The sequence below is a fragment of the Bradyrhizobium sp. 195 genome, assembly GCF_023101665.1.
Classification (GTDB): domain Bacteria; phylum Pseudomonadota; class Alphaproteobacteria; order Rhizobiales; family Xanthobacteraceae; genus Bradyrhizobium.
Map to the genome: position 1 here is coordinate 2,563,800 of NZ_CP082161.1, position 16,300 is coordinate 2,580,099.

15 protein-coding genes are annotated in these 16,300 nt (G+C 63.9%); 8 read left to right on the forward strand and 7 right to left on the reverse strand.

Annotated features, from left to right (window positions below; genetic code table 11):
* The first annotated feature begins 81 nt into the window (after positions 1–81).
* The 3 genes from ribB to IVB26_RS11935 all read left to right on the forward strand — a co-directional run bounded on the left by ribB (position 82) and on the right by IVB26_RS11935 (position 3,666).
* Complete coding sequence (gene ribB, locus IVB26_RS11925) at positions 82–1,158, forward strand: 3,4-dihydroxy-2-butanone-4-phosphate synthase (protein ID WP_212476646.1); 1,077 nt, start codon at positions 82–84, stop codon at positions 1,156–1,158.
* A gap of 208 nt (positions 1,159–1,366) precedes the next feature.
* Entirely contained in the window at positions 1,367–2,581 is a 1,215-nt protein-coding gene (locus IVB26_RS11930) for an acyl-CoA dehydrogenase (RefSeq protein WP_247971831.1), read from the forward strand.
* Positions 2,582–2,748: 167 nt separating this feature from the next.
* Positions 2,749–3,666 (forward strand): MBL fold metallo-hydrolase, encoded by a 918-nt coding sequence (locus IVB26_RS11935; RefSeq protein ID WP_247971832.1) that lies wholly within the window; start codon positions 2,749–2,751, stop codon positions 3,664–3,666.
* Positions 3,667–3,736: 70 nt separating this feature from the next.
* Here IVB26_RS11935 and IVB26_RS11940 read toward each other — a convergent pair whose 3' ends face one another.
* Positions 3,737–4,591 carry a DUF1499 domain-containing protein gene (locus IVB26_RS11940; RefSeq protein ID WP_247971833.1) on the reverse strand — a complete coding sequence of 285 codons (855 nt, stop codon included), beginning with the start codon at positions 4,589–4,591 and terminating at the stop codon, positions 3,737–3,739.
* 230 nt (positions 4,592–4,821) lie between these two features.
* On the reverse strand, positions 4,822–6,450 hold the full coding sequence (locus IVB26_RS11945; protein ID WP_247971834.1) for a fatty-acid--CoA ligase: 1,629 nt from the start codon (positions 6,448–6,450) through the stop codon (positions 4,822–4,824).
* A gap of 65 nt (positions 6,451–6,515) precedes the next feature.
* Between IVB26_RS11945 and IVB26_RS11950 the strand changes: the two genes are divergently transcribed.
* Positions 6,516–7,601 carry an extensin family protein gene (locus IVB26_RS11950; protein WP_247971835.1) on the forward strand — a complete coding sequence of 362 codons (1,086 nt, stop codon included), beginning with the start codon at positions 6,516–6,518 and terminating at the stop codon, positions 7,599–7,601.
* Positions 7,602–7,638: 37 nt separating this feature from the next.
* Here the strand turns inward: IVB26_RS11950 and IVB26_RS11955 are convergent, their stop codons facing one another.
* Positions 7,639–8,325, reverse strand: a complete 687-nt coding sequence (locus IVB26_RS11955) for a L,D-transpeptidase (RefSeq protein WP_246921042.1) — start codon at positions 8,323–8,325, stop codon at positions 7,639–7,641.
* Between the two features lie 337 nt (positions 8,326–8,662).
* Here IVB26_RS11955 and IVB26_RS11960 point away from each other — a divergent pair, with 337 nt between their 5' ends.
* Both IVB26_RS11960 and IVB26_RS11965 read left to right on the forward strand, forming a co-directional pair.
* Positions 8,663–9,640 carry a magnesium transporter CorA family protein gene (locus IVB26_RS11960; RefSeq protein ID WP_247971836.1) on the forward strand — a complete coding sequence of 326 codons (978 nt, stop codon included), beginning with the start codon at positions 8,663–8,665 and terminating at the stop codon, positions 9,638–9,640.
* 290 nt (positions 9,641–9,930) lie between these two features.
* Entirely contained in the window at positions 9,931–10,149 is a 219-nt protein-coding gene (locus tag IVB26_RS11965) for a hypothetical protein (protein ID WP_038972668.1), read from the forward strand.
* A 1,324-nt stretch (positions 10,150–11,473) separates the two neighbouring features.
* On the opposite strand, the gene IVB26_RS11970 is transcribed toward IVB26_RS11965, so the two are convergent.
* Positions 11,474–12,226, reverse strand: coding sequence for an SDR family NAD(P)-dependent oxidoreductase (locus IVB26_RS11970; protein ID WP_247971837.1), 753 nt, complete (start codon positions 12,224–12,226; stop codon positions 11,474–11,476).
* Between the two features lie 50 nt (positions 12,227–12,276).
* Positions 12,277–12,918 (reverse strand): pyridoxamine 5'-phosphate oxidase, encoded by a 642-nt coding sequence (pdxH, locus tag IVB26_RS11975; RefSeq protein WP_247971838.1) that lies wholly within the window; start codon positions 12,916–12,918, stop codon positions 12,277–12,279.
* A gap of 113 nt (positions 12,919–13,031) precedes the next feature.
* On the opposite strand from pdxH, the gene IVB26_RS11980 reads away from it, so the two are divergent.
* Both IVB26_RS11980 and IVB26_RS11985 read left to right on the forward strand, forming a co-directional pair.
* Positions 13,032–13,439 (forward strand): RT0821/Lpp0805 family surface protein, encoded by a 408-nt coding sequence (locus IVB26_RS11980; protein WP_247971839.1) that lies wholly within the window; start codon positions 13,032–13,034, stop codon positions 13,437–13,439.
* Positions 13,440–13,548: 109 nt separating this feature from the next.
* Positions 13,549–14,511, forward strand: a complete 963-nt coding sequence (locus tag IVB26_RS11985; protein WP_247971840.1) for a DnaJ C-terminal domain-containing protein — start codon at positions 13,549–13,551, stop codon at positions 14,509–14,511.
* Positions 14,512–14,833: 322 nt separating this feature from the next.
* Here the strand turns inward: IVB26_RS11985 and IVB26_RS11990 are convergent, their stop codons facing one another.
* Positions 14,834–15,604, reverse strand: a complete 771-nt coding sequence (locus IVB26_RS11990; RefSeq protein ID WP_247971841.1) for an anti-sigma factor family protein — start codon at positions 15,602–15,604, stop codon at positions 14,834–14,836.
* 103 nt (positions 15,605–15,707) lie between these two features.
* Positions 15,708–16,196, reverse strand: a complete 489-nt coding sequence (locus IVB26_RS11995) for an RNA polymerase sigma factor (RefSeq protein WP_247971842.1) — start codon at positions 16,194–16,196, stop codon at positions 15,708–15,710.
* Positions 16,197–16,300 lie beyond the last annotated feature (104 nt).

Consider the following 16,300-nt stretch of genomic DNA (forward strand, 5'->3'; position numbering starts at 1 on the left):
AATATGTGGTTGCGTCCAGGACACTAGCGTCCCGGCCCAAGTCCGGCTAAGCCTCCCGGCATAACCGATAGAGATTGGGACATGCCCGATAGCGTTCAGGAAGTCTTGCAGGCCTTTGCCCGGGGTGAGCTCGTAGTCGTCACCGACGACGAGGACCGTGAGGGCGAGGGCGATCTGATCGTCGCCGCCTCGCTCTGCACCGCCGAGAAGATGGCGTTCATCATCCGCCACACCTCCGGCATCGTCTGCGCGCCCGTGACGACCGAGGATGCGCGCCGTCTGCGGCTCGATCCGATGGTGGCCCATAACGATTCCGCGCACACCACTGCGTTCACGGTGTCGATCGACTACAAGCCCGATGGCGGCACCGGCATTTCCGCCGAGGAGCGCGCCTCGTGCTGCCGCGCGCTGTCCAATCCCAATGTCGGCGCCAACGATTTTGCCCGGCCCGGCCACATCTTCCCGCTGATCGCCAAGGATGGCGGCGTGCTGCTGCGCTCGGGCCATACCGAGGCCGCCGTCGATCTCTGCAAGCTCTCCGGCCTGCCGCCGGTCGGCGTCATCAGCGAATTGATGAACGACGACGGCAGCGTGATGAAGGGCGAGCAGGTCGCCCGCTTCGCCGCCCAGCACAAGCTCAAGCATGTGACCATTGCGGACATGATCGCCTACCGCCAGGCGCGCGAAAAGTTGATCGAGCGGGTCTCGACCTTCGTCACCGAAAGCCCGATCGGACCCTTGCAAGGCTATGCCTACCGTTCGCCGTTCGATTCCATTGCCCACGTCGCTTTCGTCTATAATGGTGTCGGCGACGGCAAGAACGTGCTGACGCGCTTTCACAAGCCGAACATCGTCAAGGACATCTTCACTGGGCACAAGCGCATGGCGGCTGTGCTCGAGCATTTCAAGAAATCCGGCCGTGGGGTGCTGGTTTACTTGCGCGACGGCGCGGCCGGCGTCCCCGTGGCGGCGCTGCCGGACGAGTCGGCGACGGAGGCCGACCGCAACCGCCAGTGGCGCGAAGTCGGCGTCGGCGCGCAGATATTGCGCGACCTCGGTGTCACCTCGATCCGGCATCTGACCTCCTCGGTCCACGACTACAAAGGCTTGTCGGGCTTCGGAATCGAGATCGTCGCCAACGAGCAGCTTGAGAGCTGACACGCGGTCTCATTCCGGGATGGCGCTGAAAGTGCCAGACCCGGACGTCGTAGAGGCGAGGAGATTCCGGGTTCGACGCTCCGGGCCGCACTTGCGCGGTCCCGTTGCGTCGCCCCGGAATGACCGAACCAGGATGCAATTGCACTTGTTGCCGCGGCGCTTTACTTTGTCGGGCAAATTTTGACGGAACCAGACGAAAGGACGTTTCATGAGCGTGCGCCCTCAGACCAAGGACAAGCCGGCTGCGGCTTCTTTCCAGTGGGACGATCCATTCCTGCTCGACGAGCAGCTGACCGAAGATGAGCGCATGGTGCGCGACACCGCCCGCGCCTACGCCCAGGACAAGCTGCTGCCGCGCGTCACCAAGGCGTATCTCGAGGAGAAGACCGACCGCGAGATATTCAACGAGATGGGTGAGCTCGGCCTGATCGGCATCACGCTGCCGGAAGAATATGGCTGCGCCAATGCGAGCTACGTCGCCTATGGCCTCGTCGCGCGCGAGATCGAGCGGGTCGATTCCGGCTATCGCTCGATGAATTCGGTGCAGTCCTCGCTGGTGATGTACCCGATCTACGCCTATGGCGACGAGAACCAGCGCAAGAAGTACCTGCCGAAGCTCGCCAGCGGCGAGTGGGTCGGCTGCTTCGGCCTGACCGAGCCCGATGCCGGCTCCGACCCGGCCGGCATGAAGACCCGCGCCGAGAAGGTCTCGGACGGCTATCGCATCACCGGCAGCAAGATGTGGATCTCGAACGCGCCGATCGCCGACGTGTTCGTGGTCTGGGCCAAGTCGGCCGCGCACGACAACCAGATCCGCGGCTTCGTGCTGGAGAAGGGCATGAAGGGCCTGTCGGCGCCCAAGATCGGCGGCAAGCTCTCGCTTCGTGCCTCCATCACCGGCGAGATCGTGATGGACGGCGTCGTGGTTCCCGAAGACGCGCTGCTGCCCAACGTCTCGGGCCTGAAGGGGCCGTTCGGCTGCCTCAACCGCGCCCGCTACGGCATCTCCTGGGGCGCGCTTGGCGCCGCCGAGGACTGCATGCATCGCGCGCGCCAGTACACGCTCGACCGCAAGCAGTTCGGCAAGCCGCTCGCCGCGACCCAGCTGGTGCAGAAGAAGCTCGCGGACATGGAGACCGAGATCGCACTCGGCCTGCAGGGCTCGCTTCGCGTCGGCCGCTTGATGGACGAGGGCAAGTTCGCGCCCGAGATGATCTCGATCATGAAGCGCAACAATTGCGGCAAGGCCCTCGACATTGCCCGTGTCGCCCGCGACATGCACGGCGGCAACGGCATCTCGATCGAGTATCACGTGATGCGCCACGTCCATAACCTCGAGACCGTCAACACCTACGAGGGCACCCACGACGTCCACGCCCTGATCCTGGGTCGCGCCATCACGGGTATTCAGGCGTTTTTCTGAGCCCTAGAACGAGCGTGGTTGATATGCTCCGCTGGATCGTCCGCGAAAGCGGACGATCCAGTATTCCAGAGACCTAGCCTTCGCCACAAACGCCTCGGCGTACTGGATACCCCGCCTTCGCGGGGTATGACGGCGAGGGTTGGGGCAGCAGTGCGCAGGAAGTCCCCATGTCCGACAATGACGATGTCCCGTTCAACCGCAACTTTCCGCTGAAAGCCGGCATCGTCGAGGAGGTCCGACCCGGCGTGCGCCGCGTGCTCTGTAACAATCCGAGCCCGTTCACCTTCACCGGCACGGTCAGCTACATCGTCGGCAACGGCAACGTCGCGATCATCGATCCCGGTCCTGATGATGCGGCGCATGCGGCTGCGCTGCTCGATGCCGTGCGCGGCGAGACGGTGAGCCATATCTTCGTCACCCACACCCATCGCGACCATTCGCCGAACACCGCGCGGATCAAGCAGGCGACAGGGGCGCCGGTCTATGCCGAAGGCCCGCACCGGGCCTCGCGCCCACGTTTCGAGAGCGAGAAGCACAATCCGGAATCCGGCGCCGACCGCGATTTCGCACCGGACGTCAGCCTCGCACATGGCGACGTCGTCGAAGGTGATGGCTGGCGGCTTGAGGCCGTGGCGACGCCGGGGCACACCGCCAATCATCTGGCATTCGCCTGGCCGGAGCGAAAGTTCAACTTCGTCGGCGATCACGTGATGGGCTGGTCCACCTCGATCGTGGCGCCGCCCGACGGCTCGATGACCGACTACATGGACTCGCTCGACCGGCTCGCCGCACGCGAGGAAGACCTCTATTTCTCCGGCCACGGCCCCGAGATTCCCGACGGCCAGCGCTTCGTGCGCTTCCTGATCCGTCACCGCAAGGCGCGTGAGGCCTCGATCCTGCACCGCCTCGCCAAGGGCGAGACCGACATCCCGACCATGGTGCGCGCGATCTATATCGGCATCGATCCGAGGCTCACGACGGCGGCAGGTTATTCGGTGTTGGCGCACCTGGAAGACCTGGTCGCCCGCGGCGTGGTCGCGACCGAGGGCGATCCGGTGATCGGCGGGACCTACAGGATGGCTTAGGGCGAATGGCGAATAGGGAGTAGCGAATAGGAAAGGTGGCTTCCACTCGCTATTCGCCATTCGCCATTTGCTACTTCTTCACTGTCTTTGCCGGTGCCTTCGGCGGAGCGACCGGCGTCTTCTTCACCGGTTTGAGCGCGTCGGCGTCGGCCGCGGTGTTGAGATCGTCGATGAATTTCTTGACGCGCGCGGCGTTGCTGCCGAGATCGCTGTCGAAATTGCGCGAGGCCGAGCGGATATCGACGCGGGAATCATCGCCATCCGCCACGAACCTTATCGAAACGTCCTCGCGAAAACCCATGATTGGCGTGCGCGCCACCGCCTCGATGCGGCCGATTCGGCGCGGTGGCTGCGGTGCGCGCTCGTCGATGACGATCCATTTGCGCTTGTTGACGAGCTGCAGCGCGATCGCATAGGCGCGGTCGACGGAAATCTCGAGCTCGACCGGCTCGATATCAGGGTAGAAGTGGCGCTGCTGCTCCGCCGAATAGAGGCCGGCATAGACCGCGCTGTTGGTGCCCTCGCCGGTGCGCAGGCGCGCCAGCGCCTCGAAACGCGGAGGATCGATCGGGTCGGTGGTGATGTCGTGGATCGCCGGCAGCTTGCGATATTGCAGGCCGAGATAGGCGGGGTAGGCGAGGATCGCCCCGTCGATCAGCAAGGCGAGCAGGATGCGCGCCATGCCGCGCGAGCCATTCTGCCAGATCGCAGCGAAGCCGGCGAGCCCGAACAGGATCGAGAGGCCGGCGATCGCGAGGCCGCCGAGGAAGGTCGCAAGCGCCGGCTTCGGCTCCAGGAAATCGAAGCGGACGATGATGACCGACACCACCACCGCCACCACCGCGAACACAGCCAGATTGCGCGCCCAGCTCGCGAGGCTGGACACGGGCTCCGACTGATAGGGAGCGGAAAACCTGCGGGCCATCGAGTGAGCTCTGCCGGAGTTTTGGAGCGATGCCGGCCGATTTGGCGCGACGATGGGTCGTTGAGACCACGGCGCGGGAGCAAATTCAAGGGTGACCGGACTGTTACGGCCCGTCATTCCGGGGCGATGCGAAGCATCGAACCCGGAATCTCGAGATTCCCCGGTGCGCAATTGCGCACCTGAGGTCTGGTCCTTCGGACCATCCCGGAATGACGGTGTGTACTTAGGCTTTACGCCGCCGCGTTCGGGAAGCGGTAATCCTTGAACTGGTCGCGCAGCGCCGTCTTCAGGATCTTGCCGGTGGCGGTATGCGGAATACCCTCGACGAAGGCGACGTCGTCCGGCATCCACCATTTGGCGATCTTGCCGTCCATGTATTTCAGGATGTCCTCGCGCGTGGCCTGCTGGCCCTGCTTGAGCTGCACGATCAGGAGCGGCCGCTCGTCCCATTTGGGGTGGAAGATGCCGATCACGGCAGCTTCCGCCACCGCCGGATGGCCGACCGCGAGATTTTCGAGGTCGATCGAGGAGATCCACTCGCCGCCGGACTTGATGACATCCTTGGAGCGGTCGGTGATCCGCATGTAGCCGTCCTCGTCGATGGTCGAGACGTCGCCGGTGTCGAAGAAGCCCTCCTCGTCGAGGATGTCAGTATCCACCCGGTAATAGGCCTTGGCGACGGCCGGGCCGGCAACCTTGAGGCGGCCGAAGGTCTTGCCGTCCCAGGGCAGCTCTTTGCCGGCATCGTCGGTGATCTTCATCTCGACCGCGAAGGGCGCATAGCCCTGCATCTGCAGCACGTCGAGCCGCGCATCGCCGGTGGCGTTCTGGAATGGCGGCTTCAGCGCCGCGACGGTGCCGATCGGGCTCATCTCGGTCATGCCCCAGGCGTGACGCACGTTCGAGCCCATGTCGAGGAAGGCCTTGATCATCGAGCGCGGCATCGCCGAGCCGCCGCAGATCACCATCTTCAGGTCCGGCAGCTTGAGATTATTGGCCGCCATGTGCTGGAGCAGCATCAGCCACACCGTCGGCACGCCGGCAGTGTGCGTCACCTTCTCGGTCGAGAGCAGCTCATACACCGAGGCGCCGTCGAGCTTGGCGCCGGGCATGACCAGCTTGGTGCCCTGCGAAGGGGCGGAGAAGGCGATGCCCCAGCTGTTGGCATGGAACAGCGGAACCACCGGCAGCATTGTCTCGGACGCGCTCGTGCCGAGGGCGTCGACATTGTTGGCCATCAGCGCGTGCAGCACATTGGAGCGATGCGAATACAGCACACCTTTCGGGTCGCCCGTCGTGCCCGACGTGTAGCACATCGCGGCTGCCGTGTTCTCGTCAAAGTCCTTCCATTTGAATTCGCCGTCGGCCTCGGCAATCCAGTCCTCGTAGGCGACCACATTCTTCAGCGTCGTCTGCGGCATGTGCGCCTTGTCGGTCAGCACGACGTAGCGCTCCACGCTTGTCAGCTTGTCGGCGATCTTCTCCAGGACCGGTACGAAGGTGATGTCGGTCATCACGATGCGGTCCTGCGCATGGTTGATGATCCAGGCGATCTGCTCGGGGAAAAGGCGGGGATTGACGGTATGGCAGATGGCGCCGATCCCCATGATGCCGTACCACACCTCGAGATGGCGCCAGGTGTTCCAGGCAATCGTTGCGACACGGTCGCCGAGCTTGATGCCGTCGCGCTCCAGCATCTGCGAGACCTTGAGCGCGCGCTTGTGGATCTCGGCGTAATTGGTGCGGTGAATCGGTCCCTCGACCGAGCGTGTAACCACCTCCTGCTTGCCATGAATCCTGGCGGCGTGTTCGATGATCCGGTGGCAGAGCAGGGGCCAATCTTGCATCAAACCAAGCATTCCGACGTTCCTCCGAGAATTCGCTGGGCGCGTTGTCGCTCTCAGCGTTGGGCCAAAGAATTGTCATGAGTTTTAGCCTGCCGGACTTTCGCCGCAAATGGTCTTGTCGCGGCTATATGTCCGCTGGCGCGGCAATGGTTACCGCTGCGCTCGGGCTGTCGCTCGTGCTCGCCGAAAGGGCAGAGGCGCGAAAACATGCTTCCCCGCTGGATATCTTCGGTATCGCCACACCACGGCCGCGCGTAGCGGTTCATTCCGCCAAGATCCCGCTGCCGAGACCGCGCCCCGAGGAGGCGCCCAAAGCATCGGACGAGGCTCCGCCGGAAACTGACGGCAAGCCTTCTCCGGACAAGCCCGGCCCCGACAAGCCTGCCGAGGTTGCGCAGCCGCCCCAGAAGCCGCTCTCGGCCTGCCGTCTCGCGCTGACCGAGGAGATCGCGATCGCGCCCTCAATTCCGGATATCCGCGGCCCCGGCGCCTGCGGCGGCGAGGATCTGGTGCGGCTGGAAGCCGTCGTGCTGCCGGACAAGCGCAAGGTGACGGTCAAGCCGGCGGCGATTCTCCGCTGCACCATGGCGTCCGCGATCGCTGATTGGCTGCGCAAGGACATGGTGCCGCTGGCCACCAGCCTCGGCTCGACCATCAGCGAACTCGACAATTTCGATTCGTTCGAGTGCCGCGGCCGCAACCGCGTCGTCGGCGCGATGCTGTCGGAGCACGGCAAGGCCAATGCGATCGACGTCCGCGCCATCAAGCTGGCCAACGGGCAATCGATCGGCCTTACCGACCGCACCATGACGCGCGAGGTGCGTGAGCGCGTGCTGCACTCGGTCTGCGCGCGGTTTTCCACGGTGCTCGGTCCGGGTTCGGACTGGTACCACGAGGACCATATCCATCTCGACTTGGCGCAGCGGCGTAACGACTACCGGATCTGCCAGTGGAACGTCTGGGATCCGCTGCCACAGGTCGCTCCGCTGCTGCCGGCGGAACGCCCCGAGGAGGCGCCGCCACGCGAGGTCGCGGCCAAGCCCGAGGCAAAGGACGGAGCTGACGACGAGGCGGCGGAGAAGGCTCCAGCACCTGCGGAAAAGCCGGCGGCCAATGGCGGCAAGTCCCGGCCGCACAAGCCGGCAACAAAAAAGCGCCGGTGAAACCGGCGCTTTTGGATCTCAGAGATTCAGGAGGCGATCAGTAGCTGCCAGCCTGGCCGGTTTGGCTGCCGCCGAGCGCAAGCCGCGAATTGTAGGGCGAGTCGCCATGCTTCGGCTCCAGCACCACGACGAGGGTGCCGACCTTGACGCGATCATAGAGATCGATCGCGTCCTCGTTGGTCAGGCGGATGCAGCCTGACGAGATCGAGGCGCCGATATATTCTGGCTGGTTGGTGCCGTGGATGCGGAACAACGTGTCTTTGCCGCCGGAATAGAGGTAAATCGCGCGAGAGCCCATCGGATTGTCCGGGCCGGGTGCCACATAGGTCGGCACGCCCAGGCGCGAAATTTCCCCGGGGGTGGGGTGCCAGGCCGGCCACTCGGTCTTGCTGCCGACCTTGGCGATGCCGGACCAGGCCATGGCCTCTTCGCCGACGGTGATGCCGTAGCGGATCGCCTTGCCGCCCTCCAGGACGTAATAGAGGTAATGGTTGTCGGAATCGACCACGATCGAGCCCGGCGATTCCTTGCGATGGTACTGGACGATGGCGCGGCGGAACGGCTCTGCGACCGGAGTATTTTCATACCTGACCTTGGCGAGCAGGTCCTTGTCCTTTGGCTTGAAGGCCTTGGTGTCGGTCGCCTCGTAATGCGTGGCCTGCATGCAGCCCGACAGCATCAGGCCGGCGGCCAAGATTACCAGCTTAATTTTCAGCGACGACATGATTTGGTTCCAATCAAAACAATACCGTGCGGAACGCTTGAGCTTAGCGCCCAAGTTCCTCGACTCCGTTAATCCGCATTATCGTTGAAATCTGCCACAATTCCAGCACTGAAGCCCTTTTCCCGCGCTGCAAGACCGTGGCTGTGGCTTTTCTGCCGCAAATTCGGGGAAGACGTGGAGGTTTTTGGGCAAGAAGCGCCGAACTGTCGATTCCCGGCCACAGTTGGGCCATGGCAGCGCCGCAAATGCAAACGCTTCGTTAATCTGGTTGTCATCGTGAACTTGTCAGAATCGCGCTAAGGGCTGTCATTCTGACGCAGGTTCTCTGGAGTTGTGCATGTTTTCGGTGTTTGTTCCCTCCGAGGGGACCCTCAAGAAGGCTGTCGTCGAGGATCTCACGGTGTTGCCGGAGAGCGCGGTCTGGATCGATCTCGTCAATCCGAGCGCAGCAGAGGACAAGGCGGTGGAGCGGCTCGCGGGCATCGCCATCCCGACCCGGGAAGACATGCAGGAGATCGAGATCTCCAGCCGCCTCTATATGGAGAATGGCGCGCGCTACATGACCGCGACCCTGATGTGCCACTCCGATACCGACATGCCCCGGACCACGGCGGTGACCTTCATCCTCGGCGACCACCGCCTCGTGACGGTGCGCTACGATCTGCCCAAGCCTTTCGCCCTGGTCGAGGCCAAGCTCGCCCGTTCCTGCACGCCCGCGATCACGGGCGAGATGGTGCTGATGGAGCTGCTGGACGCCGTGATCGACCGCTGTGCCGACATCCTGGAGCGATGCGGCGCCGAGATCGACCAGGTCTCGCACGACATCTTCGAGCCCGAGAGCGAGCGCCACGGGCAGGCCAAGCGATATTCCCAGATCCTGATCTCGATCGGCCGCAAGGGCGATCTGACCTCGAAGGTTCGCGAGAGCCTGGTGTCGATCGGCCGCGTCGTCACCTTCCTCTCGGCGGTGGTCGAGGGCATCAAATGGTCGAAGGACATGCGCGAGCAGCTCAAGACCATGCAGCGCGACGTCGCCTCATTGACCGACCACGCCTCCTATCTCTCCAACAAGATCACCTTCGTGCTCGATGCCATGCTCGGCGTCGTCAATCTCGAGCAGAACAACATCATCAAGCTGTTTTCGGTCATGGCCGTTGTCCTGATGCCGCCGACCCTGATCGCCTCGATCTACGGCATGAACTTCAAGGTGATGCCGGAACTCGAATGGGTGCACGGCTATCCGATGGCGCTGGTGATGATGCTGATCGCCGCGATCGTCCCGTACTGGATCTTCAAGTGGAAGAAGTGGCTGTAGGAGCATGATCCGGACCCGGAGGGCCGCGTAGCGCAAAGTGTGCAGCGGTTTTCCCTCGCGACAAACGCCGAGCGCAATTGCGCGGAGATGATGCTCAAGCGAAGATCCCTACCGAGACCTTACACCGTTTGCAGAGACATGGCTGTTGGTGTCGCAGAATAGAGCGGGATTGCGGCCACGCGGTGATGCGTGCCTGCCGCCCCAATTCCTCCGGTAAAATTTGAGCGGTGGACTGAACGTTTGCGCGAAACTTGTCTGCGATAAGCAGTGCGTAGCCGCGAGGAACAACCATGGTTGAAAAACACATAACGTCGCCCCGCAACGTCATCGACCTCGCGAACTATCGTCAGGTCCTGGCGAGCGGCAAGGCGTCGTCGATGTCGGCACGCATGTGCCGGCACTGTGGTGCTCCGCTGCTCGACGGTGAGAACGACGACGACTGCTCGACTGCATTCAGCACGGCCGCTCCGCGGCCGCGCGACCGGTCACGTCGGATTCGAATCGATTGAGGAACGGAAGGCGAGGGCGATCCAGGTCTTGCGGCGGCGTTGTCTGGATCGCCTTGCTTCCTTTCTTTTCAGGACAATCACTGTGACGTCCGATTGGCGGCTGCGCTAGAGAGCGACTGAACCCCAATCCGGTCAAAACAGAGCCTGTGTCGCGCTCTGTCAATCCACGCGCGCGAAAATATTCCACTTTACCGAAATTCGGTTTCGGCGTATGTGTCGTTCATCCCGGCTCACCAAGAGGGGCGACGATGTGTCGTCACTGTCGCGAGCCGGGCTTGCGGTGGACGCGGCAGCGTCGGCATGAGAGGTGCGGGCAGGGCGGGTAGTCCCTGTGAGCCCGTGGCCGCGTGCGGACGAGCGGCGCTGCTAGGTTCGTCTCGCCTGTAAGTTTCCGGCTTTGTCGACAGGGCTGGAAAAACTGCGGCGAAATGGCGGGCCGTGCGTACGGCAAAACCGTGTGGTCCTGGCCGTCGTTGCTACGGTCAAGTCTTGCGAAGATGCGAGCGAGCCCAACCGGGCAGACCGCATCATCAATTCGCGGGGCGAGGGAGGCCAGAAGGAAAGTTCGGCTCCCGGGAGAGCCCGGCATACGCCGTCCGACCATCGCGCAGGGAAGGTCGAGTGATCGGCCACACCTGTATGCTGCTGTGCGGTTCTTCTGCATGTGCCTATTGCGCAGCAGACCGCGGGTGCGAGCTAAGCACCCGGCCTTCCCTGCGCCCTCTTGGATTTAGAGGCGGAGAGATGAAGCAAAGCTCGGGCGAATTCAGCCGCGAGGTCGAATAGTCATGTCTGTCACCACACACGCGGTGTCATCGCCCGGTTCAACCGGGCGATCCAGTATTCCAGAGACGCCAGCGATTGAACCGAGAGGCCGCGGCGTACTGGATTCCCCGCTTTCGCGGGGAATGACAGTGTCACTTGGAGAAGCAACCTGCCGCCTCATTCTCCGTCATTGCGAGGCGCCCTTGCGACGAAGCAATCCAGTCTGCAAGCTGAGCTGCCCGCCACAATCTCGATCTCGTAGGGTGGGCAAAGCGCAGCGTGCCCATGCCTTGTTGCTCATGGAGGGAGATCGTGGGCACGGCGCTGTGCGCCTTTTGCCCACCCTACTGCACTGCGATAGAAAGCGAGGCAAAGGCTTATGACCGTCACCCTGAGGTGCGCGCTCTGCTGCGCGCAGCGCTGCAGAGCAAGCCTCGAAGGGCGACGGCCCGGCTGCATCTCGGCCGTTCATCCTTCGAGGCTTCGCTTGCAACGCTGCGCGTTGCAAGCTTCGCGCCTCAGGATGACGGGACCAACAGATCGCAATGATCCGAACGGACTACACGTGCTGGCCGCCGTTGATGTGGATCTCCGCGCCGTTGACGTAGGACGAGGTGTCCGTGCACAGCACGTAGATGATCTTGGCGACCTCGTCGGGCGTGCCGAGCCGGTGCATCGGGATCTGCTGGTCGACGATCTTCTCGGTGCCCGGCGACAGGATCGAGGTATCGATCTCGCCCGGCGCGATCGCGTTGACGCGCACGCCGACGCGGCCGAAGTCGGAGGCCATCTCGCGCGTCAGCGAGGCCAGCGCGGCCTTCGAGGTCGCATAGGCGGCGCCCGCGAAGGGATGCACGCGCGAGCCCGCGATCGAGGTGACGTTCACGACCGAGCCCTTGGCCGCCTTCAATTCCTCGATCAGCCCGCGCGCCATCATGATCGGCGCGAAGAAGTTGACGTGGAAGACATGCGTCCAGGTGTCTAGATCGGTGTCGACCGAGCCGAGCCTGGAGCCGCCCGCGCCCTTCGGCGAGATGGCGGCGTTGTTGACCAGCGCATGCAGCGTGCCGCCCTCCAGCCGGTTGCGGATCTCGCTGATCGCGCGCGCTGTGTCTTGGGGATTGCCGAGGTCGACCTGGATGTGGTCTTCAGGTCCGGCGTCCCACGGGCAGTCCTCCGGAAAGGGATGCCGCGAGCAGGTGATGACGCGCCAGCCCGCCGAGGAGAAGCGGATCACGGTGGCGTGGCCGATACCGCGGCTGGCTCCGGTCAGGAGCAGCGTACGGCGCGGCGCATTGGACGAATGCGGCATGGACATCTTTCAGGTCGGCTCAAAGCTCGAGACGAGGTTCGAGATCAGGCTCAAGGGTACATCCGCGTCTTGGACCACTTCTGTCCGGCCGCGTCACGGCGAAATTCGATGCGGTCGTGCAGACGGAATGGGCGGTCGTGCCAGAATTCGATCCGCGAGGGCGTGATGCGCCAGCCGCTCCACCCCGACGGCCGCGGCACCTCGCCGATGACGTATCTGGCCGCGACTTTCGCGATGGCTTGTTCGAAGGCGAAGCGGCTCTCCAGCTCCTGCGACTGCTTGCTCGCCCAGGCGCCGATCTGCGCCTGCTTGGGACGGGTGGCGAAATAGGCGTCGGCCTCGGCCTCGGTCACCGGCGTCACGTTGCCGCGGATGCGGACCTGACGGCGCAGCGACTTCCAGTGAAAAAGTAACGCTGCCTTAGGATTTGCGGCGAGTTCGCGTCCTTTCTGGCTGGCGATGTGGCTGTAGAAGACAAAACCCTCGGTATCGAAGCCCTTCATCAGCACCATGCGCACGTCAGGCAAGCCCTGGGGGTCGACGGTTGCGAGGGCCATCGCGTTCGGATCGTTCGGCTCGCTCTTGATCGCCTCGTTCAGCCAGGTCTCGAACAGCGCAAAAGGCTCGTCGGCGGCGGTGAAATCACCGGATGTTAAGGGTGTCTGGTGTTTCATCGAGGTCGTGTCGGTCATGTCTGGAGTCCGAGTTGCGTCCCGCGGCCCAAAACGCGTTGTTGTCCGCTACCGCCCTATATAGGGCATGGGGACGCGTTGGCCTATCGGCGATCCGGCCGTCCGGCTTTGTCATGACGATCATGCTCGTCGCGCTCGGGACCGGGGGATGCAGCTTTTCCCGCAACGACAAGAATGCCTACGCCAAGGCCGACGACAATGACCTCACCGGCTCGATCGCGCGACCGGCGAAGGACGCCCCGCCGACCGACACCGATCTCGCCTTCGCCCGCAACGCCGCCTCCGACGTCCTCAGCAAGGGCGACAAGGATTCCAGCCAGCATTGGGAGAATCCGGAGACCGGCGCGCGCGGGTCGGTGACGCCGATCGCGCAGTCCTATGCCGCTGAGGACGGCCGCAAATGCCGCGATTTCCTGGCGAGCTATGTCAACGGCAGCACCGAAAGCTGGCTCCAGGGCGCCGGTTGCCAAAGCACCCGTGGCCGTTGGGAGATTCATACGCTAAAGCCGTGGCGGAGCTAGGAATCGGCACACGCCCCTAGTTGCAAAAATGCCACTCTCTCCCCACATGGTTCGCAGGTGGGGCGGGGAGCCCTTTGAACAATTCGATTTCTTGAAGGAGACGTGACGGATGCGCGACCCCTATGAGGTCTTGGGGGTGCCGCGGAGCGCCAGCGCTGCCGCGATCAAGAGCGCCTATCGCAAGCTTGCCAAGAAGCACCATCCCGACAGCAACAAGGACGACCCGAAAGCCGCCGAGCGCTTCTCCGAGATCAACTCGGCGAACGAGATCATCGGCGACGAGGACAAGCGCAAGCAGTTCGACCGCGGCGAGATCGACGCCGACGGCAAGCCGCGCTTCCAAGGTTTTCCGGGCGGCGGCGGGCCGCGCGGGCGCGCGGGTCCCGGCGGATTCGAGAGCTATACGTTCCGCTCCGGCGGCGGCCCTGGCCAGGGCGGCGGCGCATTCGAGGATATCCTCAACAGCATGTTCGGCGGCGGGATGCGTGGCGCGCGGCCCGGAGCCGGCAGTGCCGGGCAGTTCGAATTCGACACCGGCGGCGTCGGGCTCGATCTCGACGTGAATGTTGCCATGTCCGTCTCGCTGGAAGAGGCCGTCAAGGGTGGCGAGAAGCGCGTCCGGCTGCCGACGGGCAAGGAGCTCAACGTCAAGATTCCGGCCGGCGTCACCGAGGGCCAGCAGATCCGGCTCCGGGGACAAGGCGAGTCCGCACAGGGCCATCCGCCCGGCGATCTCCTGATCACCATCAGCATCGCGCCGCACGCCTACTTCAAGGTTGAGGGCGCCGACTTGCGCATCGACCTGCCGGTCACGCTCTACGAGGCGGTGCTCGGGGCCAAGGTCCGCGTGCCCACCCTCGGCAATGCCGTGGAGCTTTCGGTCCCGAAAAACACCTCGAGTGGCCGGACCTTCCGCCTCAAGGGCAAGGGCCTGCCCAAAGCTGGTGGAACCGGGGATCTCTTCGTCACCATCAGGATTATGCTACCGGACGGGAACGACGCCGAGCTTGAAGCATTGATGGAGAAGTGGCGGGACCAACACCCCTACAATCCACGTAGCGGACTCGGCTAGGGCGCTATCCGAGGCCAGCTCGACGATGGGAGCATTCTCTTCCCGAAAGGATGATGCTCAACATACGCCTGAAGCGCGGCTCGCGCTTCGACGCTGACGTTTGTGACGTGTCGGCTGTCCGGCGGGGCAGCCGATAAAAGGGTGCGGCCTCGAGAGGGGGACCAGCGCGGTACCAAAAACCCCAATCGAGGCCGCCCGCGTCGATCGGCGGATCGAACGCTGCTCATTTTCGCGTGATCATCCGGTGCGATAATGAGACGCGCCGATGTCTTCATTCCAAATTTTCAATGACGGAATCGAGGCACCGCCTCTATGCGGTTGCTCAGGTGCCGTTTTTCTCGGCCTGATCGTAGACGGCCTGTGCCACTTTGGTCAGCCGGTCGCGATCACCGCCGCCGCTGACGACGTAGCCGACGCCGCGCTCGGCCCAGAACAACGCGCCGTCCTTGTCCGTTCTGGCGTAACGCATTTGCGTCGCACCATTCTCAGTCTTGGCGGTGTAGATCGTGTAGCGTTCGCCAGAAGCGCCCTCATACATCAGGAACGATGCCGGGCCGCTCGGCCCCGGTAAAAGCCGGCCGCCGACGAGCTTCAGCCCGCTGGCCTCCAGGTTCGGCGCGAACACGGTCCAGCCGCAGCGCCGGGTCAGCCAGGCCTGGAGGTGGTCGCGCTCGTTGCCGCCGACCTCGACGGGGTGGCGGACCTCGACGACATAGAGGCGGTGGGCGTCGAGCGCGTCCGCGGTAAAGTTCTGGAAGGCCGAGGGGGCGCTGGCGGCGCCATGCGCGACCCAGCCAGCCGTGCCGCCGGCGAGGAAAGCAACCAGCACAGCGGCGGCCGCGCCATAGAGCCATTGCCGCGGGCGGCGTTCCAGCCGCTCGAGCTCCAGCCGCGCCGGCACCGGCTCCTGGGCGATGGCGTCGTAGCGGGCGTGCAGCATCTCCGCCATGGCACGCCAGGATTGCACGCGTTCGGCCTCTTCAGGATGAGCGGCAAGCCAGGCCTCGACGTCGGCGCGGCGCTCGGCCGGCAGCTCGCCGTCGACATAGGCGTGCAGTTCGTCCTCGGTGATCGGAATGTTGCGGTCGTTCATATCGGTCGTCTCTGGCTCTGCCGCCCAAAATGTTCTTCGTCGCTCAACGTCGCTCGCTCCATCGGCATGCGGGCGGACCGTACGCGATGCATCAACCCTGCCATCATTTCACCCGCCTAAGCGTCGTGCGCTCGCCTTCCAGCGAGGCCTTGACGTGGGCGCGGGCGCGAGCCAGGCGCGACATCACGGTGCCGATCGGCACGCCCTGGATGTCAGCGACCTCGCGGTAGCTCATGCCCTCCAGCATGACCAGAAGCAGCACCGAACGTTGCTCCTCGACGAGCGTGGCCAGTGCCCTCTCGATGTCGCGCCCTTCGGCTTCGGTGCCGCTGGCATCCGGGTTGTTCTCCGTCAGCTGCATGAATTGCGGCCGCCTCGCCAGCGAGCGCCGCCGATTTTTGTTGAGGTTGGTCAGGATCGTGTAGAGCCAGCTCCTGACGTCGCCTCCGAGAAACAATCGCTCTGAGCGCAGCGCCCGCACCAGCGTGTCCTGCACCAGATCATCGGCCGCGTCCGCGTCGCGCGTGAGCGCGCGGGCGTAGCGGCGCAACGCCGGGATCATGGCTTCCACACTCTGGCGAAACGCACTCATTGCGGTCTTGACGTCCTGGTGTCCGGCGCAAGCGCCTCAACGATCATAACACCCGAACGGAACGGCTATTCCGGCGCTCGAAACAGCGTTAACGCCGCGTATTA

Bases quoted from the DNA above. Each gene is read 5' to 3' on its own strand.
- IVB26_RS11940 (WP_247971833.1), bottom strand. From the start codon at position 4,591: ATGGCCCGCAGGTTTTCCGCTCCCTATCAGTCGGAGCCCGTGTCCAGC.
- IVB26_RS11995 (WP_247971842.1), bottom strand. From the start codon at position 16,196: ATGAGTGCGTTTCGCCAGAGTGTGGAAGCCATGATCCCGGCGTTGCGC.
- IVB26_RS11980 (WP_247971839.1), top strand. From the start codon at position 13,032: ATGACGATCATGCTCGTCGCGCTCGGGACCGGGGGATGCAGCTTTTCC.
- IVB26_RS11960 (WP_247971836.1), top strand. From the start codon at position 8,663: ATGTTTTCGGTGTTTGTTCCCTCCGAGGGGACCCTCAAGAAGGCTGTC.
- IVB26_RS11945 (WP_247971834.1), bottom strand. From the start codon at position 6,450: ATGCTTGGTTTGATGCAAGATTGGCCCCTGCTCTGCCACCGGATCATC.
- IVB26_RS11935 (WP_247971832.1), top strand. From the start codon at position 2,749: ATGTCCGACAATGACGATGTCCCGTTCAACCGCAACTTTCCGCTGAAA.
- pdxH (WP_247971838.1), bottom strand. From the start codon at position 12,918: ATGACCGACACGACCTCGATGAAACACCAGACACCCTTAACATCCGGT.
- IVB26_RS11985 (WP_247971840.1), top strand. From the start codon at position 13,549: ATGCGCGACCCCTATGAGGTCTTGGGGGTGCCGCGGAGCGCCAGCGCT.
- IVB26_RS11965 (WP_038972668.1), top strand. From the start codon at position 9,931: ATGGTTGAAAAACACATAACGTCGCCCCGCAACGTCATCGACCTCGCG.
- IVB26_RS11930 (WP_247971831.1), top strand. From the start codon at position 1,367: ATGAGCGTGCGCCCTCAGACCAAGGACAAGCCGGCTGCGGCTTCTTTC.
- IVB26_RS11950 (WP_247971835.1), top strand. From the start codon at position 6,516: ATGAGTTTTAGCCTGCCGGACTTTCGCCGCAAATGGTCTTGTCGCGGC.
- ribB (WP_212476646.1), top strand. From the start codon at position 82: ATGCCCGATAGCGTTCAGGAAGTCTTGCAGGCCTTTGCCCGGGGTGAG.
- IVB26_RS11955 (WP_246921042.1), bottom strand. From the start codon at position 8,325: ATGTCGTCGCTGAAAATTAAGCTGGTAATCTTGGCCGCCGGCCTGATG.
- IVB26_RS11990 (WP_247971841.1), bottom strand. From the start codon at position 15,604: ATGAACGACCGCAACATTCCGATCACCGAGGACGAACTGCACGCCTAT.
- IVB26_RS11970 (WP_247971837.1), bottom strand. From the start codon at position 12,226: ATGCCGCATTCGTCCAATGCGCCGCGCCGTACGCTGCTCCTGACCGGA.